The following is a 20,146-nucleotide window of genomic DNA, read 5'->3' as shown; positions in this document are numbered from 1 at the left end:
CCAGGTAGTCGCCCTTGAGGATATGTTCGGCGAACAGGCGCAACTGGCCGGTGGTGCGGCCGCGCTCGCCGTTCAGGCGGGCCTCCGGCAGGCCGGTTTCTTGCGTGCCGATCTGGGTGATCTGCGCGCCGCGGGCCTCGATCTCATCGGCGATGGCGTGCAGGAAACGGGCGCGGTCGGCGCGCGAGGTCTGGCCATAGCTCTCGAACGCGGCCTCTGCCGCGACGCAGGCGCGGTCGACCAGGTCGGGGGTGCCGATGGCATAGGCATGGGACGGGCCCTGCGCGGGGTCAGAGGCAAAGGTCGCCGTGCTGGCGACCCACTCGCCTGCGATCAGGTGCTTGCCGTGGGGGGTGAAGAGGGCTGTGTCGGGCATGGTCGATCCTTATGTAGGCGGGGCCGTATGTGGTCTGGCCTTTGTGGTCTGGCCGTATGTGATCCGGCCTTTGTGATCTGGCCTTATGTGATCTGGCGGGCAGCGGGTGCAATCGGGCGGCCGGAGGGCAAAACCACACGGCGTCCAAAACCGCATGACGCCAAGGAACGGCGCCAGAGATCGGCGCCAGAGATCGGTGCCGCGCCGCGTGGCGGGACCCGCGCCACCGGCGCCGGGGCGTGGATCCGTCCGGACGTCTGCGCGTCAGCGGCCGTTTGCCTTGCGCCAGGCGGCGAATTTCTCGAGGCTCTCCTCCTGCGTGGCGGGGTACAGCCCGATGATGGCGGCGCCGTTCTTGACCTGCTCCAGGGCAAAATCCTCGTAGGCGGTCATCTCGATGGCCTCGTCGGCAATCTCATCGGCCAGATGCGCCGGGACGATGATGATACTGTCATCGTCGCCCACCACGATGTCGCCCGGAAACACCGGCGCGTCGCCGCAGCCGATGGGGACGTTGATGTCGATGGCCTCGTTGGTGGTCAGGTTGGTCGGGCTGGACGGACGCGAGTGATAGGCGGGCATGTCCAGTTTCGCGATGTTCATCGCGTCGCGGAAACCACCATCGGTCACCACACCAGCCCCGCCGCGCATCATCAGGCGCGTGATCAGGATGTCCCCGGCGCTGGCGGCATAGGCCGATTTGCGGCTGTCCATGACAAAGACATGCCCCGGCGGGCAGGTTTCGATGGCCTTGCGCTGCGGGTGCTCGGGGTTGCGGAACTCGACCAGCTGGTTGCGGTCCTCGCGCGCCGGCATGTAGCGCAGGGTAAAGGCCGGGCCGACCATGTTCTTGCCCTTCTGAGACAGCGGGTGCACGTCCTGGATGACCTGGTTGCGCAGCCCGCGCTTGTACAGCGCGGTGGCCAGCGTGGCGACAGAGACCTGTTCCAGCTTGGCCTTGGTGTCGGGGGTCAGGGGGTGATCGGTCATGTCTGTTTCCTTCGGGTGACATCTGCGCTGGAAAGGCTTTTGCAAAAGCCTTTCGAACGCGGTTCGAAACGCGTTTCAAGTGGTTTGAAAGCCGCCTGGTCCCGCTTGCGTCGCAGGATGCGGCTCATGCCAGCAGTCCGTTTTCTGCCATGAAGCCGCGCAGGCGCGTCCTCTGGTCGTCGGTCAGGGGCCATGCAGCGGGCGGGCGCGCCACGCCGCAATCCGCGCCCATCAGCGCCAGCGCCGCCTTGACGCCGGGCACGTTGGCGCCGCCCTGTTCCTCGGCGCGGATGTCCTCGAACACCTGCATGTCGGCGATCAGCGCGCGGGCGCGGGCGTAGTCGCCCGCCTCCAGCGCGGTGTTGATCGCCACCGACCGTTCCGGCCAGACGTTGATCAGCCCGCTGGTAAAGCCGCGCGCGCCGACAGCGTAGAGCGCAGGCGCCCAGACCTCGGCCAGGCCGCCGGTCCAGGTGATGTGATCGGGGGCGGCGGCCATGGCGGCCTTCAGCTTCATCGGGTTGGGGGTGGCCCATTTGACCCCGACGACCCCCTCGACGCGGCACAGCGCGGCGATGGCATCGGTCCCGATCGCGTCGTTGCGCAGGTACAGGATCAACGGCAGGTCCTGCCCCGCCTCGCGCACCGCCTGCACATAGGCGGTGACGCCGCGCGGCGCGACAAAGGGGTCGGGCGGCTGGTGGATCATCAGCGCGGCGGCCCCCGCCGCGCGCGATGCCTCGGCCAGGGTCTGTGCGTCACGCACCCCGCGCCCGACACCGGCCACCAGCGGCACGCGGCCCGCGATGTGCGCGCCGGAGGCGGTGACCATGGCGCAGGCCTCGTCCAGCGTGAGGCTGTAGAACTCGCCGGTGTTGCCATTGGCGGTCAGCACATGCACGCCCGCGGCGATGGCGCGGTCGACCAGCGGCTTTTGCAGCTCCGGCGCGATCTCGCCCGCCGCGTCAAACGGCGTGACAAGGATGCCGGACACGCCCGTCAGCGCCTTGGAGAGATCGCTCATGTCCGTGCCCCCGCGCCCCGGGCGGTGTCCGCCAGACCCATCAGTTGATCTCCGGTTCCGGTACGGGGCCGCCAAAGTCGCTGCGCAAAAAGTCAAAGTCGCAGCCCTTGTCGGCCTGTTCCACATGTTTGCTGAACATCTGGCCATAGCCGCGTTCAAAGCGCGGCGCGGGTGCTGTCCAGGCAGCGCGGCGCGCCGCCAGCTCTGCCTCTGTCAGCACGACGTTCAGCGTCCGGTTGGGGATGTCCATCTCGATGATATCGCCGGTCTGGATCAGCGCCAGCGGGCCGCCGATATAGGCCTCGGGGGCCACATGCAGGACGCAGGCGCCGTAAGAGGTGCCCGACATCCGCGCATCCGACAGTCGCACCATGTCGCGGTGGCCGTCCTTGAGCAGCGCCTTGGGCATCGGGATCATGCCCCATTCCGGCATCCCCGGCCCGCCCAGCGGACCCGCGTTGCGCAGCACCAGAACGTGGTCCGGCGTCATCGGGTAATCTGCGTCGTTGATGATCGTCTTCAGCTCGGCATAGCTGTCGGCGACAATCGCCGGGCCCTTGTGGGTCTGGAACTTGGGGTCCATGGCGGCGGGTTTGATCACCGCGCCGTCGGGGGCCAGATTGCCCTTGAGCACCGCCAGCGACCCCTGTTGGTACACCGGGTTGGACAGCGGCCGGATCACGTCGTCGTTGTAGTTCACCGCCTCTGCGATGTTGTCGCCCATGGTCTGGCCGTTCACCGTCATCACCGTGAGGTCCAGCTTGTCGCCCAGTTCCTTCATCAGCGCCGGCAGGCCACCCGCGTAATAGAAGTCCTCCATCAGGTAGTCCTTGCCGGAGGGGCGGATATTGGCCAGCACCGGCGTGGTGTGGCCGATCTCGTCGAGGTGATCCAGCGTCAGATCGACGCCCGCCCGCCGCGCCATGGCGATCAGGTGGATGATCGCATTGGTCGAACAGCCCGTCGCCATCGCCACCGTGACCGCGTTGCGCGTGCTTTCCCAGGTCATGATCTTGTCCGGCGTCAGGTCCTCCCAGACCATCTCGACCGCGCGCGCGCCACAGGCGGCGGCCATGCGTTTGTGCCCCGCATCCGGGGCCGGGATCGACGAGGCCCCGGGCAGCGTCAGCCCCCAGCCGTCGGCAATCGACATCATCGTGCTGGCGGTGCCCATGGTCATGCAGGTGCCATAGCTGCGCGCGATGCCGCCCTGCACGCCGTCCCACTGGTCCTTGGTGATATTGCCCGCGCGCCGTTCATCCCAGTACTTCCAGACATCCGTCCCGGAGCCCAGCTTTTGCCCGGCGTAATTGCCCCGCAGCATCGCGCCCGCGGGCATGAAGATAAACGGCAGCCCCATGCTGACCGCCCCCATGACCAGCGCCGGCGTGGACTTGTCACAGCCGCCCAGCAGCACCGCCCCGTCGATGGGATGGCTGCGCAGCGTCTCCTCGACCTCCAGCGCGCCCATGTTGCGATACAGCATCGAGGTCGGCTTCAGGAACTGTTCCGAGAACGAATGCACCGGCATCTCGACCGGCGTGCCGCCCGCCTTCAGGATGCCACGCTTGACCCACTCGGCCCGGTCGCGCAGGTGATGATGGCACGGCGACAGATCCGACCAGGTGTTGATCACCGCAACAACCGGCTTGCCCTCCCAGTCATCCGCCGCCCAGCCCATCTGCATCGCACGGCTCCGATGCCCCATGCTGCGCAAATCATCCGGCGCAAACCAACGCCCGGAACGAAGATCTTCAGGTCTCTTGCGCGTCATCTCAACTCCTTCACGATATCGGTTGGGAAAAGGCGAACATCAGGAAGATGATCAAGCCTGCCAGCACCAACCCCAGCACCCAAGGCCATGCACCATAGCCGTTAATGTCGTCATGGCTGTCGCGTCCGATCATGGCTCTCGCCTCCTCAATTCAACAGTTCAGGCAGGAACAGGGCGATCTGCGGGAAGTACATCACCAGAAACAGTCCCACGATTTGAAGCCCGATGAAGGGCAGCACCGCCACAAAGATTTCCTGCAAGGTGACATCCTTGGGCGCCACCGATTTCAACCAGAAGCAGGCCGGGCCAAAGGGCGGCGACAGAAAGTAGATCTGGATGTTCATCACAAACAGGATGCCGAACCAGATCTTGGCCTGATCCTCTGTCAGGCCCAGTTCCGGGGCCAGCGTCATCACCACCGGCGCAAAGACCGGGACGGTGATCAGCACGATGGCGATCCATTCCATGAAGGTGCCCAGAACCATCAGGATCAACATCATCACGATCACGGTGCCCATAGCCGACAGACCCATGTCGAGGAACAGTGAGCGCATGAATTCGCCGCCGCCGACAAGGTTGAAGATGCCGACAAAGCTGACCGCGCCCAGAACCAGCCAGATGATCGTGCCAACCGTGGTCATGGTGCCCATCATGGCGGCCGACAGAACGTCCCAGTTGAACTTGTTACGCACCGCCGCCACGATCAACGCGCCGACACAACCAACCGCAGCAGCCTCTGTCACCGAGGCCACGCCGCCGTAAATTGATCCCATCACAGCGCCAATCAGCAGGATACACAACCCGACGGCGATCATCCTGTCCTTGGACAGTTTCTTCTCCGACCCGGTGATCTGCGCGACCTCAGCGGCGGTGGGGGCCAGCGCATGGTTCAGGTTGACGCGGATCAGAACATAGCCCGCGTAGAAAACGGCCAGCATGATGCCCGGCAAGGCCCCCGCCATGAACAATTCACCGATGCCGACCTCTGCGGACAGCCCGTAGACGATCATGATGATCGACGGTGGGATCAGCGTGGCCAGCGCGCCAGAGGCGCAGATCAGGCCGATGGACAGCTTGCGGTCATAGCCCAACCGGAACATCTGAGGCAGCGCGACAAGACCCAGCATGACGATCTCTCCGCCCATCACACCGGACATGGCGGCCAGGATCACCGCCACCACCGTGGTTTGCACGGCAACCCCGCCGCGCAGATTGCCGGCAAAGATCGACATCGCGTCAAACAAATCTTCGGCGATCCCCGCGCGTTCGAGGATAGAGGCCATCAGGACAAAGAAAGGCACCGCGACAAGGCTGTAATGTTCCAGCAAACCCACGGCGTTCGAGCTGACAAGGAACAAGCCCCGCGGCCCGAAGAAACCGACCGCCATGATGACGGACACCAGCAGGGTGACCATGCCCAGCGGCATACCCGTCATCATCAGTGCAATCAGCAGGACAACCATGATGACAGAGATCGTGCCCAGATCCATGCTACGCAGTTGCAGCGCCTTGGACGGGTCCATCGACTTGCCGATCTCCGAAATGAAGTCAGTGAACATGGCCGCGATCTGCACATCCAGCGCATGGGCCAGAAAGGCCGACACGAAGTAGATGACAAAGTAGAGGCCGACGGCCTTGACGATCAGGCGCGCGGCCTTGGACTGGACATGGCGGTGCAGGTTGACCGTCAACTGAGCCAGATACATGAACCCGCCCATCACCATCAGGCTTTTCATCATCATCGGCAGGGGAGAGTTGAAGGCAGAGCCGGATTTCTCCAGTCGGCCGACGCTGATATAGGCGCGAACGGACGCATCACTCAGCAGCATGTACAAGGCCAGAACGCCCACAACCATGGCAAAGAGATCCAGCCACCAACGTTGCACTGGATTGGCAAGGTTATGGATGACGGTGATGCCGATATGGCGCTTTTTCATCGTCACATATCCGGCCGACAGCATCCATGCGGCGGCGACGGTTACCATGACGGTCTCAAACGCCCAAAGCGTCGGCGCGTGCAGGACATAGCGGGAAAACACTTCCCACAACGTCGCCGTGGCGGCGATCAGATAAAAGGTGGATATTGCAATGCCGGAAACATGGCTGACATGATCCACAATCGTGTACTGGCTGCGATCCAGATCCGCCTCTTCGTGAAGCGGGTCCTGGTCCGCGATGCCGATCTCCGTGTCTTTCAGAGCGTCGTCCAGATTGCGAGTCATGCGGTAATGTCCCTGTCCGGCCGCGCGCCTTTTGGGTGCACGGTCTCAATGTGGTTCTGCGATGTCCAATGGGCGGTAAAGGCGTTGACTTGCCCGCGCGATGTGTCGCGGGCAAGTCAACGTGGAGGGCTGGGCAGCCTTACAGCAGGCCCGCGTCCTTCATGAAGGCAATGTGTGTCTCATAGGTTTCCTTCGCCAGGTCAGACTGGCTGGCAAACGCTTCCCAAGCTTCCTGTGCGATGGCGCGCAGTTTGTCACGTTCGCCCTGCGGCCAATCGATCACTTCGATGTCGCCCGCGGCCTTGTCGCGGGCCACCAACTGGCGGTCGAGACGGTCGAAATGCTGGCGCAAACCATTGTACGCGGCCAGATACCAGGTTTCGAGCGAGATCTGCTCTGCCTCGGTCAGCTCTTCCCAAACGGCCTCGGAGACGGTGAATTGCAGGATCGGGGTCGAGTGGATGCCGGGGAAGATCGGGAACTTGGCGATCTTGTGCATGCCGTTGGCGTCGTTGTTGGCGTAGGCCGAGTTGTCGGCCGCGTCGATCACGCCCTTGTCCAGCGCGCCGTAAGTCTCGGAACCGGACATCGACACAGGCGCCGCGCCTGCGCGTTTGAACACGTCAGCGGCCAACCCCTCGGGAGAGCGGATCTTGAGCCCCTTCAGGTCCGCGACCGTGCGCACCGGCACCTTGGACACAAACGCCTCACGCGCATAGGCGCCACAGCCGATCACGTGGACGCCTTCGAAATGCGCGTCATACAGTTTTTGCAGCATCTCCTTGCCGCCGCCCTGCGCGCAGAACGCCTGGATCTGGTCGGCGCTGTCATACCCTGCGATCAGGTCGCCCATCAGCGCAAAGGCCGGGTCGATGCCAGCGAAATAGTTGATAGAGGTCAGGTCGCCGTCAAGAATACCCACTGAAATCGCCTCGGCGGTTTCACGGCGGGGCACCACGGCGTCGATCGGCAGCAATTCGACGCTCAGCGATCCGCCGGTCATCGCTTCGAGTTTGGGGACCCAGATTTCGTTCAGATAGGCCAGCGATGCGTGGCTGGCGTTGGACGACGTCTGGATCTTCAGCACGCGATCCGCCGCATCCGCCGTCACACCCGTGAATCCCATCGCTGCGGCCACCGCTGCAATCATGGAATATCTGGTAAAGGTATTGATTTTCATGGATTTCCCTCCTCCGATTTCACTGTCGCGTGCCGGTTTCTTGTCCTGTGTCACGCTTGACAAGTTTAACTGATATATTAGTATCTGCATCCTGTCCAATTGGTTCTCTCCTCGGAACGTGTTTTTCCCGGGCACCATGCGATCACCGTCAGGAGACTGGAAATGGCAAGCGATACGGGGCGCGACGCGGGCAAAACCCCTACTGGCGCGCGCGGTGATGGCGCGGCGATCAGGGTCTACGACGAGCTGCGCCGCGAGATCATCTCTTTCGAGCGGGCTCCGGGTTCTGTGCTGTCGCGTGCGACGCTGGAAAAACAGTATGCCGTCAGTCAAACGCCGATCCGCGAGGCCCTGCAGATGCTGGATCAGGACGGGTTGGTGCAGGTTTTTCCGCAATCCAGAACAGTGGTCAGCCGCATCGACGTACAGCAGTTGAACGAGACGCATTTCCTGCGCGTCGCGGTCGAGGTAGAGGTGGCTTGGCGGCTGGCGGTGTCACCAAGCGAAGACCTCGTCGCGCGCGCCCGCGCGATCGTGCAAATGCAAAAGGCGCTGATGGGCGCTACCGATCAGTCTGAATTGTTTCACGATCTGGACCGGACTTTTCACAGGACGTTGTTCGATGCGGTCGGTGTCGGCACCATACAGCAAATGTTGGCACGCCGTCTTGGCCATCTGCTGCGCTGCCAACAGCTGGACCTGCCGTCAAAGGGCAAGATGGCGATGATCGTCAGCGACCACGAGGCAATCCTGAATGCAATCGCATCCGGCGATCAGACCGCCGCGACAGAAGCGGTTCGGCGGCACCTTTCCGGCACGATCAACCGGGTCGATGCGCTGCGGGCAAAGCATCCGGATTTCTTTACGGACGGCAAGACCTGGCCGGTCTGGACGACTGCGGACTGGGCCGAAATCGGGTCCGGGGAATGAACTTGGACAACCTGTTGGGCGGACGGACGGCCATAGTCACCGGAGCAAGCAGGGGCATCGGGCGGGCCTGCGCCTTACGGTTGTCGCAGGCGGGGGCCTTTGTCCTGTTGCACGGAACCGACAAGGACCGGCTCACTGCACTGCGGCAGGTTATTGCGCAGGACGGCGGGCGGGCGCAGATCCTTGTCGGCGATGTGACGGATCCGGCCACCGCGCGGAATGCGGTTGTCGTAGCAGAGCGCGATTTGGGGCCAGTGGCGGTTCTGGTCAACAATGCCGGGATCAATAGGCGATCCTCGACGCTGGACATGCCTTTGGAGGATTGGCACCGCGTGCTGGATGTGAATCTGAACGGAACGCTTCATTTCTGCCGGGCGGTCCTGCCGGGCATGATCGACCGGAAAGGAGGTGTCATTGTGAACGTCAGTTCAACCACCGCCAAGACGCCGCACAAGAACGCCGCACCTGCCTATGGGGCCTCCAAGGCAGCGGTGAACTACCTGACCATGCACCTTGCGCAGGAAATGGCACCACATGGAATCCGGGTAAATGGTGTTTGCCCGGGCCCGGTTGAAACCGACATGTCCCGCCAATGGAGCGCCGAGTATCGCGAACGGGTCACGGCCGCTGTCCCTTTGGGCCGGTTGGGGCAGGCTGACGACATCGCCGGAACCGTCTTGTTTCTGGCCTCGGATCTGTCGTCTTTCGTCACCGGGGAGACAGTGAACGCCAATGGCGGAACCTATATGAACTGATGCTCGCCTAGCCTGAGGTATATTACAAATCTCTTCCAGACTCCCTTTGACACCAAAGGGAAAAGGGCAGAGCATAGGACAACTTTGACAAGTCGCGCCTCCGATGCCTCATCTTGCCCTCATTGCCGACGACCTGAGCGGTGCGCTGGACAGTGCCGCGCCGTTTTCCGGGGCAGGCAAGGTTGTTGTCGCCAGCCATCCGTCCGCTCTGGGGCGCGCGCTGCGCGTGCACCCTGATGTTGTCGCCGTTTCGACCCGCTCGCGTGAGGTTTCGCCGGATGAGGCGTTGGCGCGTGTGCGGTCCGTCCTGCTTCAGATGCCGACAGGGACGCGCCTATTCAAAAAGATCGACTCGCGCCTGAAAGGCAACATCGCCGCCGAACTGACGGCGTTTGAGGTCGCGCCGCTGCTGGTGGCCCCGGCGATCCCCGAATTTGGGCGCGTTGTGGTGGATGGGCGCCTGACCGGCTTTGGCGTCGCGCATCCGATCAGGGTTGCTTCGGTGCTGGGCGATCACGCGACCCGCGCCCGTATACCGGATGTGCAGAGCGACCAAGACATTCTCGCCGCCATCGCTGCGCTGGCCCCGGATGAGGTTCTAGTCGGCGCGCGCGGTCTGGCCCATGCGCTGCGGGCCTCGATGCCCGGCGCGGCCCCCGACATTGCGTCCTTGCCAGGGCCGCTTTGCTTTGCGGTGGGGTCTGCTGATCCGATCACATTGGCGCAGATGGATGCCCTGCGGCGCCATCACCCCGGTTTACAAGTGATCGAGGCGCCGTCCGGCACGGTCCCCGACGGCATCAGAACGGATGCGCCGGTCACGCTGGTCCAGATTGTACCGGGCGCGGGAACCGCTCGGGATGAAGTCGCCCGTCGCTTTGCCAAGGGTGTGGCGCGGATTGTGTCCGACAGGGGGACCCTGCTGGTGTCCGGCGGCGCAACAGCAGAGGCGGTCCTTGATGCGCTGGGGATTGATGTGCTGACCATCGAGGGTGAGGTGCTGCCGGGGTTGCCCTGTTGCCGGGTCGGGCATCGCCGCATCATCAGCAAATCCGGCGGATTTGGTGCCGAGGATACCTTTGTTCGGTTGCTGAACATGACGCGATTGCAGGAAAGCACGGATCATGACTGACCGCAGGCCAGAGGCTGATCCGGGGTCTGCCGCCGGGGTTCACCGCAAGAGCCTTGCAGATGATGTGTTTCAAAAGCTGATGCGCTCGATCAAATCCGGGGCCTATGGCGCGGATGAGCGACTGCCGACCGAACATGACCTTGCCGCAGAGTTTCAGGTGTCCCGCCCGACCATCCGCGAGGCATTGCGGCGGCTGCGCGATCAGGGCTTGATCTATTCCCGCCGTGGCGCGGGCAGTTTCGTGCGGCAGGCCGGTCTGCGTGAACCGTTGGGATTTGGCCACCTCGAAAGCATATCCGATCTTGAGCGCTGCTATGAGTTCCGCATCACGCTGGAGCCAGAGGCTGCCGCGCAGGCCGCCCTGCGGCGCAGCCCTTCGGGTCTTGCCGCCATTGCCGAGGCTCTGGACCTGATGCGTGACGCCACCGCGCAGTCGCGGCACCGCGAAGACGCAGACTTTGCCTTTCATCTGGCCATCTCGGACGCCAGCGGGAACCAGTATTTTGCCACCGCGATGCAGGCACTCAAGGATCACATCGCGGTCGGGATGCAGTTTCACGGCGTGTCGCTGAAGGCGTCCGTGGACGGGCTGAGCGCTGTTTACGCCGAGCATTGCGCCATTTTCGACGCGATCCGTGATGGGCAACCGGACGCAGCCCGCGATCTGATGCGCCGGCACCTCAAAGGGTCCCGCGCCCGTCTGTTCGACGGACGGAGGCAAACCGGCGGCCAGGATTGATGCTGTCAGTCTGTCAGTCTGTCTGTCTGGCCGAGCGTGGCGTGTCAGAGACCCAGTTCTGCTGCCATGTCTTCGGGTGTGAGGGCGCCTGCCGCGCGTTTCTCACGGGCAAGCCGGTTTGCCAGGCGGGCGGCGCGGGCGTTGATCGGTGCGTCTGTTCCGGCCAATCTGGCGATCAGGGCGATTTCACCGTTCAGGTAATCCGTCTCAATGGACCCGGCGCCCCGGGCAAGGCTCTGCGAGGTTGAGCTGCCGACGCGGTCGACGCCGTCGATCGGTTCCACGACCAGCAGGGTGCCTCGGCGCGGATCGCCCGCACCCATGTCGCGCCACTTGATGCCTGCCGCGCGGTAGACCGTTTCGGCCTCTTGCATCAGGGCGGTCTTGATCTCAGTCGCCGCAACGCCGCGACCAAGGGCGGCCTCGACAATATTGCCAAGGTTCACCAGCAGCTTGCCGTGTTTGCATTGCATCACATTCTCATCGACAAAGCTCTTGATGCGGGCGGCAGTGAGCGCCTCTGCAAGGGCCGTGTCGGTCGGGTCGGATCCCTGCGGAAAGCGCCCGATGTCAAAGACGCCAAAATTGGTGCGCCCAAAACAGACCGCCTCATCCGCTGCCATGTATTCGGCGGGCATCATCACGTTCACGCCGTGGACATTGGGGAACACCCGCAGGGCCAACCGTTCGTTTTCCACCCCGTTCTGAACGCAAAAGATCGCCTGATCGGCAAAGCCCGCAGCCCGCAGATCGTCCAGCGCGCGGGGCGTGTCCTGAGTCTTGGTTGTCAGCAGGATCACGTCGTCGGGGCGCGGCGTGATCTCTGCCGCGGTTTCGACGCAGGGCAGGGGCGTTGTTGTGCTGCCATCGTGGTTGCGCAGGGTCAGGCCCTTGTCGCGGATGGCCTTCACCCGCGCGCCGCGCGCGATGCCGAGAACCTCTTGCCCCGTCAGGGCCAGCGAGGCCGCAATCACGCCGCCGACCGCGCCAACGCCAAAGATGATGATCCGCATGGGGTGCCCTTTCAAAATGCCGCGCGATAGATCGCCTCGACGTCCCCGACAGACATGTCACGCGGATTGTTGTCCATCAAGCGCCGGATCGCATGCGCCTCTGCTGCCCAGCCGGGCAGATCCGCCTCTGTCGCGCCGTGGTTCTGCATCGACATGTTGATCCCAAGTGCCGTGCAATAGGCGCGGGTGCCTTGCAACACGGTATCGGGATCGTCTGAGGCAGGCAGGCCAAGCGCGGTCAGTACCTCGGCGGTCTTGTCGGGGCGCGCCGGGGTGTTGAACCCCAACACGTTGGGGAAGAGCAGCGCCACGCTCAGCCCATGCGGGATGCCGGCGCGGGTGCCCAGCGGATAGGCCAGCGCGTGGCCCGCAGCGGTGTTGACGGGGCCAAGGCAAAGTCCGCCGTAAAAGCTGGACAGCAGCATGCCAGCGCGGGCCTCGGCATCGCTGCCGTCTTCTACAGCCCGTTGCAGAAAACGGCCCACCAGACGGATGCCCATGCGTGCGTAATCGTCGATCAGCGGATGCGCGTTGATGTTGGTAAAGGCCTCGACGCAATGTGCCAGCGCGTCCACCCCGGTGGCCGCCGTGATGGCGGGCGGGACGCTCATCGTCAGTTCGGGGTCAAGGATGGCAATGTCGGCCGCCAGATGCGGGCTTTCCACGGCCACTTTCATCCCGGTCTCCGAAGAGGTGATCAGGGCGCGAATGCCGCCTTCGGACCCGGTGCCTGCGGTTGTGGCCACCTGCGCCAGCAACGCACCCTTTTGGGCCACCTTGTTCGGCCCCGCCACATCGGCCAGCGTCTGATCGCTGTTCCACAGGGCGGCCACCAGTTTGGCCACGTCCATGACAGATCCGCCCCCCAGCCCGACGATGACATCGGGCCTGCACGCCCGCGCGGCGGCCCGCGCGGCGTCAAGGCAGGTGTCCTTTGGTTCCGGCTGGACTGCGTCAAACACCGTGACGGATCCTTTCAGTCCCAGTTTGCCGACCATCGCCGCCGTGACCGGCAGGGCAATGACCAGAACGCGCGCGCCCTGAGGCACCCAGTCGCCCAGTCGCGCGGCGGTGCCGGTGCCGACCTCGAACCGTTTCGGCAGGTGCAGGGTGATTGCGCGTGAGATGTCCATGCCGTTCTCCTTTACGCCCCGAGGCGTGCCATTCGGGTCCAGACCGACTGTTGTTCGGCCTCTGTCAGATCGACCAGCGGCGGCATCAGGTTCAGCCAACCCAGATCATTGCGTGACCGCGCCAGCATCGTCTTGACGGTGGGCAGTTGCACATAGGCATTGGTCAATCCGCGCCAGTCGTCGATCCGCGCCTGAGCGGCCTCAATCTCTGCCGCGCGGGCCGGATCGTTCCAGCCCTCCCAGATCACGCGCAACGCATCGGCCCGCAGGTTTGACGTGGCAGTGATGCAACCCGCCCCGCCGACACGCAGCAGCGGCAGCATCAGCGGATCGGCCCCGGCCAGAACCGCAAGATCGGGAAAGCGCGCGCAGAGCGTTTTCATGTTGTCGATGTCACCCGCGCTGTCCTTGATGGCGCAGACAATGCCGGGAAAGGCCGTCATCAGCCGGTCAATCAGGTCATGTGAGATCGGGATCTGCGTCACTTGGGGGATGTGGTACAACACCACCTTCAGCCGCTCGTCGCCGACGCCCTCGATCACCCGGGCGTAAAAACGGAACAGTCCTTCGTCGCTGACGCCTTTGTAGTAGTAGGGGGGCAGTAGCACGACGCCCTTGGCCCCGGCCTGAACCGCGTGGCGCGTCAGGTCAACGGTATCACTGACGGCGGGGGTTGAGGTTCCGGGCAGCAGCGTGCCGGCGGGGACACCGTGGTCTATGGCTGCCTCCATCAGCGCCATCCGGTCGCGGATGCCAAAGCTGTTGGCCTCTCCGGTTGTGCCCAACATGGCGATGCCATGACAGCCCTCATCCAGCAGGGCGCGGCAATGGGCGGCGAACAGCGTCAGGTTTGGCGCGCCGTCGGCGGTGACAGGTGTGGCGGCGGCGCAATGGACGCCTTGGATAACGTGGGTCAATGTCCCCTCCCGGCGGCCAGTTTGCGCGCGTAGGCGATGGCCTTTTCCAAATTCTCATGGCTGGCGATGCCCTTGCCCGCGATGTCAAAGGCAGTGCCATGATCGACAGAGGTCCGGTCGATCGGCAGGCCCAGTGAGACGTTCACCGCCGTGTCAAAGGCCACCAGCTTGACCGGGATGTGCCCCTGATCGTGATACTGCGCGACCACTAGATCAAACGCCCCGTTGTAGGCGCGATGAAACACTGTGTCGGCGGGGATCGGACCGTGGGTATCAATGCCCTCGGCCTGTGCCGCGCGCACGGCGGGTGCGATCTGGGTATCGTCCTCTGTCCCGAAAAGCCCGCCTTCGCCGCAATGTGGATTGATCCCCGCAACGGCGATGCGCGGCGCGTCATATCCCAGCCGCTTGAGGTGGTCATTGCCGGTGCGGATGGTCTGCAGGATCGACTCGGGCGTGGCGCGGTCGATGGCGTCGCGCAGGCTGACATGGGTCGAGTTGTGGATGACCTTGAGCCGCTCTGACGCGAGGATCATCCATGCCTTTGGCGTGCCGGTCAGATGCGCCAACATGCCGGTGTGACCGTCATAGTGATGGCCCGCCGCGTTCAGCGCGGCCTTGTTCAGCGGCGCGGTGACGATGCAGCCGATCTGACCGGTCAGCGCCGCTTCTACGGCAGCCTGCATAAAGCGGAACGCCGCATCGCCGGCGCGCGCGTCCTCTTGTCCCCAGGGCAGCGGCGCGCCTTCGACCGCAATGTCCGTCACCATCGCGTCGCGGCCCGGCACCAATCCGCTCCGGACCACGTCATCAGCCGCCTGAAGCGTGCGCAGGCAGCCAAAGATGCGGGTCCGGGCGCGGTCCTGCTTTGACATGCCCGCAACGGCCTTGAGAATGATTTCCGGGCCGACCCCCGCGGGGTCGCCCATGGTGATTCCGATCATTGCGTCTCCAGCCATTCGCGGGTCAGCCGCACATATTTAATCGCGCGGCGGTGATAGGTATAAGCTAGGTGGAGCGTACCCTGCGCGTCTTCGATCAGCGAGGGGTAGGACAATTCGTGGTTCTGACCGTCCACCGAATTGTTGGACAGGCAGTCCCCCGGTCCGTCCTCTATCAGAATGCGGCGGGGAAAGCTGTGACCGCCGTCGTCAGACAGGGCCAGCATCATGGGCGCGCGTGGCACGCCCCAGATCGGGTTGCAGCCGCCATCGGCGTTTGGCCGGTCGTCGCTGTCGCCCAGTTCGTCATACAAAGAGGCGCGCCGCGCGTCGGGAAACATCGCGGCATTGACAGGGTTGCAGGCCATGGCAAGACGCCCGTCGCGCAAGCGGATCACCGAGATGGAGGAGTTGTTGTTGGGCACATCCGTCGGCTGTGGCGCACTCCAGCTTTCGCCGCCATCGGTGCTGTGTGTGCGGTAGACGGTGTCGGACTGGCGGCGGCGGAAAAACGCGGCATAGTGGTCCGGGCCAAGCGCGACAGGGGTCATGTGAACGCACCCCATGGAGTCGGGCACCTGAACCACCCGCCAGGTTTCTGCATTGTCCTGACTGATCGCCAGGGCGGCGGTGTCGTGGCTGCCGGTCCAGCGTTGTCCGGGGCATGTCACGCAGTTGAACAGGCCCATGAGCCAGGCACCATCGTCGCGGACAAGGATGGGCGCGCGGATAAAGGTGCCGCGCGGCAAGGGCAGGTCGCGTGGCCCGAGGCCGTCCTCGCGCATCCGCACGACGCAAGCATCCTGATTGCCTCCGGGCTGCGCGGTGTGCAGGATCAACTGCCGCCCATCCGGTGCATCGAACTGAATCGGGTTTTGTTCAGACCGTTCGGGATCGTCGGTGAGGCGAGTGGGCCGCGACCAGCCGTCCCCGAACATCGTTGCGCGCCAAATCGAGATGTCCGCCTTGCCTTCGAGCGATCCACCGAACCACAGACAGGACAACCCGTCCGCACCCAGTGACAGAAAGGCCGCGTGATTCTGATCGCAGGGCGACGGCAGGAACGCTTCAGTTCGGCCTGTTCCGGTGACCGATAAGCGACCGTCCATGCGGTTTGCGATGTCTTTGGGGAGGGGCATGAGCGACGGCTCTATTGCTGAAAGGGAGGTGATACCGGTAAGGGAATTTGGCACAGGATCGTGGGTTCCGGTACAAGTTGTCAAGTTGGAACTTTTGTATGCCTTCTCGAGTGGATCGACATTACACTGATAATAAATGACTTAAAAATTTTCCAGTGGTATGTGTCACGTTGCGTAATCAAAAATATTGACAAGTTGGGGGCATGTTGAGACGCTCTCGTCAGGACTCGAATGGTGTCGTTCTTGCGGGTGTGGCTGTCCTGGGGTTGGAGATGTTTTGGCAAGATGGGGCAGGCGTTGGATCGGTCAGCGGTTTTCGGGGTCGGTCTTATGGTTGGGGCCGCGGCGCTTGGGGCAATCGACTCGGTGTTGGTGCGCGCGTTGGCGGGTGCGGTGCATCCCTTTGTCATGGGCTTCACCCGCGCGCTGTTCGGGCTGTTGGTTGTGCTGCCATTTATCATTGCGCGGCCCGATATGTTGCGCTCCAACTACCGTTTTCGTCATGCATTGCGCGCCGCGCTAAAGCTCGCGTCGCTGTTGGCGTTTTTCGTCGCCTTCACGACCGCTCCGCTGGCCGATGTGACCGCGATCGCCTTTACCTCGCCGATCTTTGTCACCTTCGGGGCTTGGATCTTTCTGGGCGAACGTCCCCGCAGGCTGCGGATCATTGCGGTTCTTCTTGGGTTCATAGGGGTGCTGATCGTGCTCAGCCCCGGGCGTCAGGCGGGGATTTCCAGCGGTTTGGCCTTCGCGCTTTTGGGGGCGCTGCTGACGGCGCTGATCCAATTGATCCTGAAGCCCATGTCGGGGCGCGATTCGACGGAAACTCTGGTGGCATGGAACTTGATTGCCATGGTGCCGATTGCGGCGCTGCCTGCCGCGTTGGTCTAGACAACGCCAACGCTGATAGAATGGCTGGTTCTCGCGCTTCAGGGGGTGATCGGCGCGGCGGCCATGGGGTGCGTCACGCGGGCGTTCTATTTCGCCGAAGCCTCGTTGATCGTTCCAGTCGATTTCGTCCGATTGCCGCTGGTCGCCGTGATGGGCTATTTCTTTTTTGGCCAGGTCGCGCCGGTAACGACTTGGGTCGGTGCTGCGATCATCTTTGCGGCAATTGTCCTGATGGCCCGCAGCGCGCGGGCCGCCGCAAGGATGCGGCCGTGAAACAGCGACTACCGCGTGTCCCGCAGCACTTCGGCGATGATGCCGCGCATCCGCGTAAACAACGGTGTATCCCGTCTGCGGGGACCGATGGTCAGGTACAGCGTAGACCGCAGGCGGTCCGGCGTTTCGATCTCGCGGAAGGTGAGATTGCTCATCTGCACAGTCAACGAAGAGCGCGGCACAAGCGATACGCCGATCCCGTTGTTCACACAGGACAGGATGGTCATGGTCTGGCTAAGCTCCATCACGATCCTTGGGGTGATGCCCAGGCCAGTGAACAGCGCCTTGTGCTGTTCGCTCAGGAAACCGCCTCGGTCGGCGGAATATCCGACAAAACGCTGCCCATCGAGGTCGGCAAGCTCTGGTTCAGGGGATCGGGCCAGCGGATGATCCGACGGAGCGACCAAGACAAAGGGTTCGCTGATCACTTGCAGGCTTTCGATCTCGGCATGGCGCCGCGACGTGCGGGTCAGTCCCATGTCCAGCTGGCCGGACAAAAGCGATTGGATGATCTCGTAGCTCATCATCTCGATTGGCTTGAACGTCACATCGGGCAGGCGCTCCATGACCGCGCTTGCGATGCGGGGAATAAAGTCGATGCCCGCCGAGGGGACAAAGCCAAGCGCCACGTCGCCGGCCTCGCCCCGCGCGGCTTGTCGCGCCACCAGTACGGCCAGTTCGGCCTGCTGCAAAAGACTGTTGGCGCTGACCAGAAAACTTGCCCCGGCGGGCGTCAGCCGGACCTCGCGGCTAGTGCGGAACAAGAGCGTCTCGCCGACGGCATGTTCCAACAGTTTGATCTGCCGCGACAGCGGCGGCTGGGTCATGTTCAGCCGTCCGGCCGCACGGCGAAAATTCAGCTCTTCGGCCACCGCAACGAAGCAGCGCAACTGAAACAGTTCATACGAGGATGTGCCCATGTAGCGGCCTCCAAAGGCGAAATGCGGACTGTCAGTTTGATACAAGATTTGGATCGTATCAATCCAAGGTTGGAACGTTGGCCTTGGATTTGCATCGTATCCTCGACGGAACATCGGAACGATATTTGTATCGGAAACCGGTGAGCCGGGACGGCGGGGGGAGGACCTCGTTTACCGGAACTAAGGGAATAGGGAGGAAAACCATGACCCATACGTTTGGCCGCATTTCCGCGGTTCTACTTGCGACTACCATTGCCGGGACCGCGCTGGCGCAAGACAACTCGGTGACCATCGTCCTGTCCGAAGAGCTGGACATCGTCGATCCATGTGAATCGTCACGCTCCAATCTGGGTCGTGTGATCCTTCAAAACATCTCGGAAACCGTGACGGAACTGGTGCCCGGATCTGGTCTTCAGCCGCGCCTTGCTGTCAGCTGGGAGGATCAGGGCAACGGCACCTGGCGGTTCAAGCTGCGTGACGGCGTCACCTTTTCGGACGGCACGGCGCTGGACGCCGGTGATCTGGCCCATTCCATCGCCCGCTTTCAGGGCGACGCGATCAGCTGTGAGATCGGCGCCAAGTTCTTTGGCGGGATCGAGCTGACGACAGCAGTCATCGACGACACCACCATCGACATCACCGCCGATCCGGCACAGCCGATCCTGCCGCTGCTGATGTCCACCGTAACGGTTGTCCCCTCGGAAACGGCGATGGATGCCTTTGTCGAAACCCCCATCGGCACCGGCCCCTTTGTCTGGGAAGAATACGCGCGCGGCGAGTATATCAAGCTGTCAGCAAACGAGAACTACTGGGGTGAAACCCCGGCCGTCACCGGCGCGACCTATCTGTTCCGGTCGGACAGCGCGGTCCGGGCGGCAATGGTTGCCGCTGGAGAGGCGGACATCGCGGCGAACATCGCGCTTCAGGATGCCACCGATCCCGAGATGGATTATTCCTATCCGAACTCGGAAACCGTCTACATGCGGCCCGACAACCACACCGCTCCTCTGAACGATGTGCGGGTGCGTCAGGCATTGAACTATGCCGTCGACCGCGAGGCCTTTGTCGGCACCATCCTTGCGAACGGCACCCTGTTGGCCACCGGCCTCACTCCGCCGTCGACCATCGGATACAACAAAGACCTGGTTCCCTATCCCTATGATCTGGAAAAGGCAAAGGCCCTGCTGGCCGAAGCCGCCGCTGACGGCGTTCCGGTGGACACGAAGATCACCCTGATCGGACGCATCGGCAACTACGGCAACGTGCTGGAAACCATGGAGGCGATCCTGTCCATGTGGCAAGAAGCCGGGTTCAACATGGAATTGCGGATGGTCGAGGTCGCGGAATGGCTGGACCACTATTCGCAACCCTTTGCCGAAGGCCGTGGCCCGGAAATCGTCAATGCGCAGCACGACAACGCCAATGGCGACCCGGTGTTTTCGATGTACTTCAAATATGCCTGTGAGGGGCTTCAGTCGGCCACTTGTGACGAAACACTGGAAAGCATGATCGCGGATGCCACAGCCCTGACCGGCGCGGAACGCGAGGCAAAGTGGAGCGAGACGTTCAAGTACATCCAGCAGGATCTGGTTGCCGATGTGATGTTGTTCCACATGGTAGGCTTCAGCCGCGTCAACCCGCGTCTGGCGTTCACGCCGACCATCCGGACAAACTCGGAACTGCAGCTGAGCCAGATCGGCTTTAAGCCCGGCTTATTCATCCAAATCAGGGGAAATAGCTGGCGTGCCCGCGAAAGCTTTGTAGAATCAAGCTGCTAGACAAAATCCGACAGCAGCC

At 63.1% G+C, this 20,146-nt stretch carries 20 protein-coding genes; 7 read left to right on the top strand and 13 right to left on the bottom strand.

Going from position 1 to position 20,146, the window contains the following annotated elements; translation table 11 throughout:
* The 7 genes from CHB90_RS22660 to CHB90_RS22630 all read right to left on the bottom strand — a co-directional run.
* Positions 1 to 376: aldehyde dehydrogenase family protein (locus tag CHB90_RS22660; protein ID WP_141135954.1), on the bottom strand; the 376-nt coding region annotated here is incomplete at its 3' end.
* Between the two features lie 264 nt (positions 377 to 640).
* Positions 641 to 1,366: a ribonuclease activity regulator RraA gene (locus tag CHB90_RS22655; RefSeq protein ID WP_212591640.1), complete on the bottom strand. Its 726-nt coding sequence runs from the start codon at positions 1,364 to 1,366 to the stop codon at positions 641 to 643.
* 124 nt (positions 1,367 to 1,490) lie between these two features.
* Positions 1,491 to 2,390, bottom strand: a complete 900-nt coding sequence (locus CHB90_RS22650; RefSeq protein ID WP_089280071.1) for a dihydrodipicolinate synthase family protein — start codon at positions 2,388 to 2,390, stop codon at positions 1,491 to 1,493.
* 40 nt (positions 2,391 to 2,430) lie between these two features.
* The gene (gene araD / locus CHB90_RS22645) at positions 2,431 to 4,164 is read right to left on the bottom strand and encodes an L-arabinonate dehydratase (RefSeq protein WP_089280070.1); all 1,734 of its coding nucleotides are present in this window, start codon (positions 4,162 to 4,164) and stop codon (positions 2,431 to 2,433) included.
* A 10-nt stretch (positions 4,165 to 4,174) separates the two neighbouring features.
* Positions 4,175 to 4,297, bottom strand: a complete 123-nt coding sequence (locus CHB90_RS22640; RefSeq protein WP_089280069.1) for a dihydroxy-acid dehydratase — start codon at positions 4,295 to 4,297, stop codon at positions 4,175 to 4,177.
* Positions 4,298 to 4,310: 13 nt separating this feature from the next.
* Positions 4,311 to 6,386 carry a TRAP transporter large permease subunit gene (locus CHB90_RS22635; protein ID WP_089280068.1) on the bottom strand — a complete coding sequence of 692 codons (2,076 nt, stop codon included), beginning with the start codon at positions 6,384 to 6,386 and terminating at the stop codon, positions 4,311 to 4,313.
* A gap of 139 nt (positions 6,387 to 6,525) precedes the next feature.
* Positions 6,526 to 7,566: a TRAP transporter substrate-binding protein gene (locus CHB90_RS22630; RefSeq protein WP_245823341.1), complete on the bottom strand. Its 1,041-nt coding sequence runs from the start codon at positions 7,564 to 7,566 to the stop codon at positions 6,526 to 6,528.
* Positions 7,567 to 7,728: 162 nt separating this feature from the next.
* On the opposite strand from CHB90_RS22630, the gene CHB90_RS22625 reads away from it, so the two are divergent.
* The 4 genes from CHB90_RS22625 to CHB90_RS22610 all read left to right on the top strand — a co-directional run bounded on the left by CHB90_RS22625 (position 7,729) and on the right by CHB90_RS22610 (position 11,122).
* Positions 7,729 to 8,496 carry a GntR family transcriptional regulator gene (locus tag CHB90_RS22625; RefSeq protein WP_089280067.1) on the top strand — a complete coding sequence of 256 codons (768 nt, stop codon included), beginning with the start codon at positions 7,729 to 7,731 and terminating at the stop codon, positions 8,494 to 8,496.
* The gene (locus CHB90_RS22620) at positions 8,493 to 9,251 is read left to right on the top strand and encodes an SDR family NAD(P)-dependent oxidoreductase (RefSeq protein ID WP_089280066.1); all 759 of its coding nucleotides are present in this window, start codon (positions 8,493 to 8,495) and stop codon (positions 9,249 to 9,251) included. Before CHB90_RS22625 ends, CHB90_RS22620 begins: the two co-directional genes overlap by 4 nt.
* A 103-nt stretch (positions 9,252 to 9,354) precedes the next feature.
* Entirely contained in the window at positions 9,355 to 10,383 is a 1,029-nt protein-coding gene (locus CHB90_RS22615; RefSeq protein ID WP_089280065.1) for a four-carbon acid sugar kinase family protein, read from the top strand.
* Positions 10,376 to 11,122, top strand: a complete 747-nt coding sequence (locus CHB90_RS22610; RefSeq protein WP_089280064.1) for a FadR/GntR family transcriptional regulator — start codon at positions 10,376 to 10,378, stop codon at positions 11,120 to 11,122. Before CHB90_RS22615 ends, CHB90_RS22610 begins: the two co-directional genes overlap by 8 nt.
* Before the next feature lie 44 nt (positions 11,123 to 11,166).
* Here the strand turns inward: CHB90_RS22610 and CHB90_RS22605 are convergent, their stop codons facing one another.
* From CHB90_RS22605 to CHB90_RS22585, 5 genes are read right to left on the bottom strand one after another with little or no spacing between them, the layout of a single operon-like run.
* The gene (locus CHB90_RS22605; protein WP_089280063.1) at positions 11,167 to 12,135 is read right to left on the bottom strand and encodes a ketopantoate reductase family protein; all 969 of its coding nucleotides are present in this window, start codon (positions 12,133 to 12,135) and stop codon (positions 11,167 to 11,169) included.
* 11 nt (positions 12,136 to 12,146) lie between these two features.
* Positions 12,147 to 13,268: an iron-containing alcohol dehydrogenase gene (locus CHB90_RS22600; RefSeq protein ID WP_089280062.1), complete on the bottom strand. Its 1,122-nt coding sequence runs from the start codon at positions 13,266 to 13,268 to the stop codon at positions 12,147 to 12,149.
* Positions 13,269 to 13,279: 11 nt separating this feature from the next.
* Positions 13,280 to 14,185, bottom strand: a complete 906-nt coding sequence (locus tag CHB90_RS22595; protein WP_089280061.1) for a dihydrodipicolinate synthase family protein — start codon at positions 14,183 to 14,185, stop codon at positions 13,280 to 13,282.
* Positions 14,182 to 15,129 (bottom strand): 4-hydroxythreonine-4-phosphate dehydrogenase PdxA, encoded by a 948-nt coding sequence (pdxA, locus tag CHB90_RS22590; RefSeq protein ID WP_089280060.1) that lies wholly within the window; start codon positions 15,127 to 15,129, stop codon positions 14,182 to 14,184. The genes CHB90_RS22595 and pdxA overlap by 4 nt, the downstream gene beginning before the upstream one ends.
* Positions 15,126 to 16,265 (bottom strand): sialidase family protein, encoded by a 1,140-nt coding sequence (locus tag CHB90_RS22585; protein ID WP_089280059.1) that lies wholly within the window; start codon positions 16,263 to 16,265, stop codon positions 15,126 to 15,128. Before CHB90_RS22585 ends, pdxA begins: the two co-directional genes overlap by 4 nt.
* Before the next feature lie 285 nt (positions 16,266 to 16,550).
* Here CHB90_RS22585 and CHB90_RS22580 point away from each other — a divergent pair, with 285 nt between their 5' ends.
* Both CHB90_RS22580 and CHB90_RS26850 read left to right on the top strand, forming a co-directional pair.
* Entirely contained in the window at positions 16,551 to 17,156 is a 606-nt protein-coding gene (locus CHB90_RS22580; protein ID WP_212591639.1) for a DMT family transporter, read from the top strand.
* Between the two features lie 12 nt (positions 17,157 to 17,168).
* Positions 17,169 to 17,429 (top strand): hypothetical protein, encoded by a 261-nt coding sequence (locus tag CHB90_RS26850; protein ID WP_483860494.1) that lies wholly within the window; start codon positions 17,169 to 17,171, stop codon positions 17,427 to 17,429.
* An 8-nt stretch (positions 17,430 to 17,437) separates the two neighbouring features.
* Here CHB90_RS26850 and CHB90_RS22575 read toward each other — a convergent pair whose 3' ends face one another.
* The gene (locus CHB90_RS22575; RefSeq protein ID WP_170941157.1) at positions 17,438 to 18,349 is read right to left on the bottom strand and encodes a LysR substrate-binding domain-containing protein; all 912 of its coding nucleotides are present in this window, start codon (positions 18,347 to 18,349) and stop codon (positions 17,438 to 17,440) included.
* A gap of 203 nt (positions 18,350 to 18,552) precedes the next feature.
* Between CHB90_RS22575 and CHB90_RS22570 the strand changes: the two genes are divergently transcribed.
* Positions 18,553 to 20,127: an ABC transporter substrate-binding protein gene (locus tag CHB90_RS22570; RefSeq protein WP_089280057.1), complete on the top strand. Its 1,575-nt coding sequence runs from the start codon at positions 18,553 to 18,555 to the stop codon at positions 20,125 to 20,127.
* The last annotated feature ends 19 nt before the right edge of the window (positions 20,128 to 20,146 follow it).

The organism is Antarctobacter heliothermus, assembly GCF_900188425.1.
GTDB lineage: Bacteria > Pseudomonadota > Alphaproteobacteria > Rhodobacterales > Rhodobacteraceae > Antarctobacter > Antarctobacter heliothermus.
Note: the sequence above shows the minus strand (reverse complement) of the source record. Positions and strands in the feature narration are given on the sequence as shown.

Coding starts and splice junctions, on each gene's coding strand:
- CHB90_RS22585 (WP_089280059.1), bottom strand. CDS start 16,265: ATGCCCCTCCCCAAAGACATCGCAAACCGCATGGACGGTCGCTTATCG.
- CHB90_RS22640 (WP_089280069.1), bottom strand. CDS start 4,297: ATGATCGGACGCGACAGCCATGACGACATTAACGGCTATGGTGCATGG.
- CHB90_RS22605 (WP_089280063.1), bottom strand. CDS start 12,135: ATGCGGATCATCATCTTTGGCGTTGGCGCGGTCGGCGGCGTGATTGCG.
- CHB90_RS22570 (WP_089280057.1), top strand. CDS start 18,553: ATGACCCATACGTTTGGCCGCATTTCCGCGGTTCTACTTGCGACTACC.
- CHB90_RS22600 (WP_089280062.1), bottom strand. CDS start 13,268: ATGGACATCTCACGCGCAATCACCCTGCACCTGCCGAAACGGTTCGAG.
- CHB90_RS22650 (WP_089280071.1), bottom strand. CDS start 2,390: ATGAGCGATCTCTCCAAGGCGCTGACGGGCGTGTCCGGCATCCTTGTC.
- CHB90_RS22630 (WP_245823341.1), bottom strand. CDS start 7,566: ATGAAAATCAATACCTTTACCAGATATTCCATGATTGCAGCGGTGGCC.
- CHB90_RS22620 (WP_089280066.1), top strand. CDS start 8,493: ATGAACTTGGACAACCTGTTGGGCGGACGGACGGCCATAGTCACCGGA.
- CHB90_RS22655 (WP_212591640.1), bottom strand. CDS start 1,366: ATGACCGATCACCCCCTGACCCCCGACACCAAGGCCAAGCTGGAACAG.
- CHB90_RS22615 (WP_089280065.1), top strand. CDS start 9,355: ATGCCTCATCTTGCCCTCATTGCCGACGACCTGAGCGGTGCGCTGGAC.
- CHB90_RS22580 (WP_212591639.1), top strand. CDS start 16,551: ATGGGGCAGGCGTTGGATCGGTCAGCGGTTTTCGGGGTCGGTCTTATG.
- CHB90_RS22575 (WP_170941157.1), bottom strand. CDS start 18,349: ATGGGCACATCCTCGTATGAACTGTTTCAGTTGCGCTGCTTCGTTGCG.
- CHB90_RS22635 (WP_089280068.1), bottom strand. CDS start 6,386: ATGACTCGCAATCTGGACGACGCTCTGAAAGACACGGAGATCGGCATC.
- araD (WP_089280070.1), bottom strand. CDS start 4,164: ATGACGCGCAAGAGACCTGAAGATCTTCGTTCCGGGCGTTGGTTTGCG.
- CHB90_RS22625 (WP_089280067.1), top strand. CDS start 7,729: ATGGCAAGCGATACGGGGCGCGACGCGGGCAAAACCCCTACTGGCGCG.
- CHB90_RS22610 (WP_089280064.1), top strand. CDS start 10,376: ATGACTGACCGCAGGCCAGAGGCTGATCCGGGGTCTGCCGCCGGGGTT.
- pdxA (WP_089280060.1), bottom strand. CDS start 15,129: ATGATCGGAATCACCATGGGCGACCCCGCGGGGGTCGGCCCGGAAATC.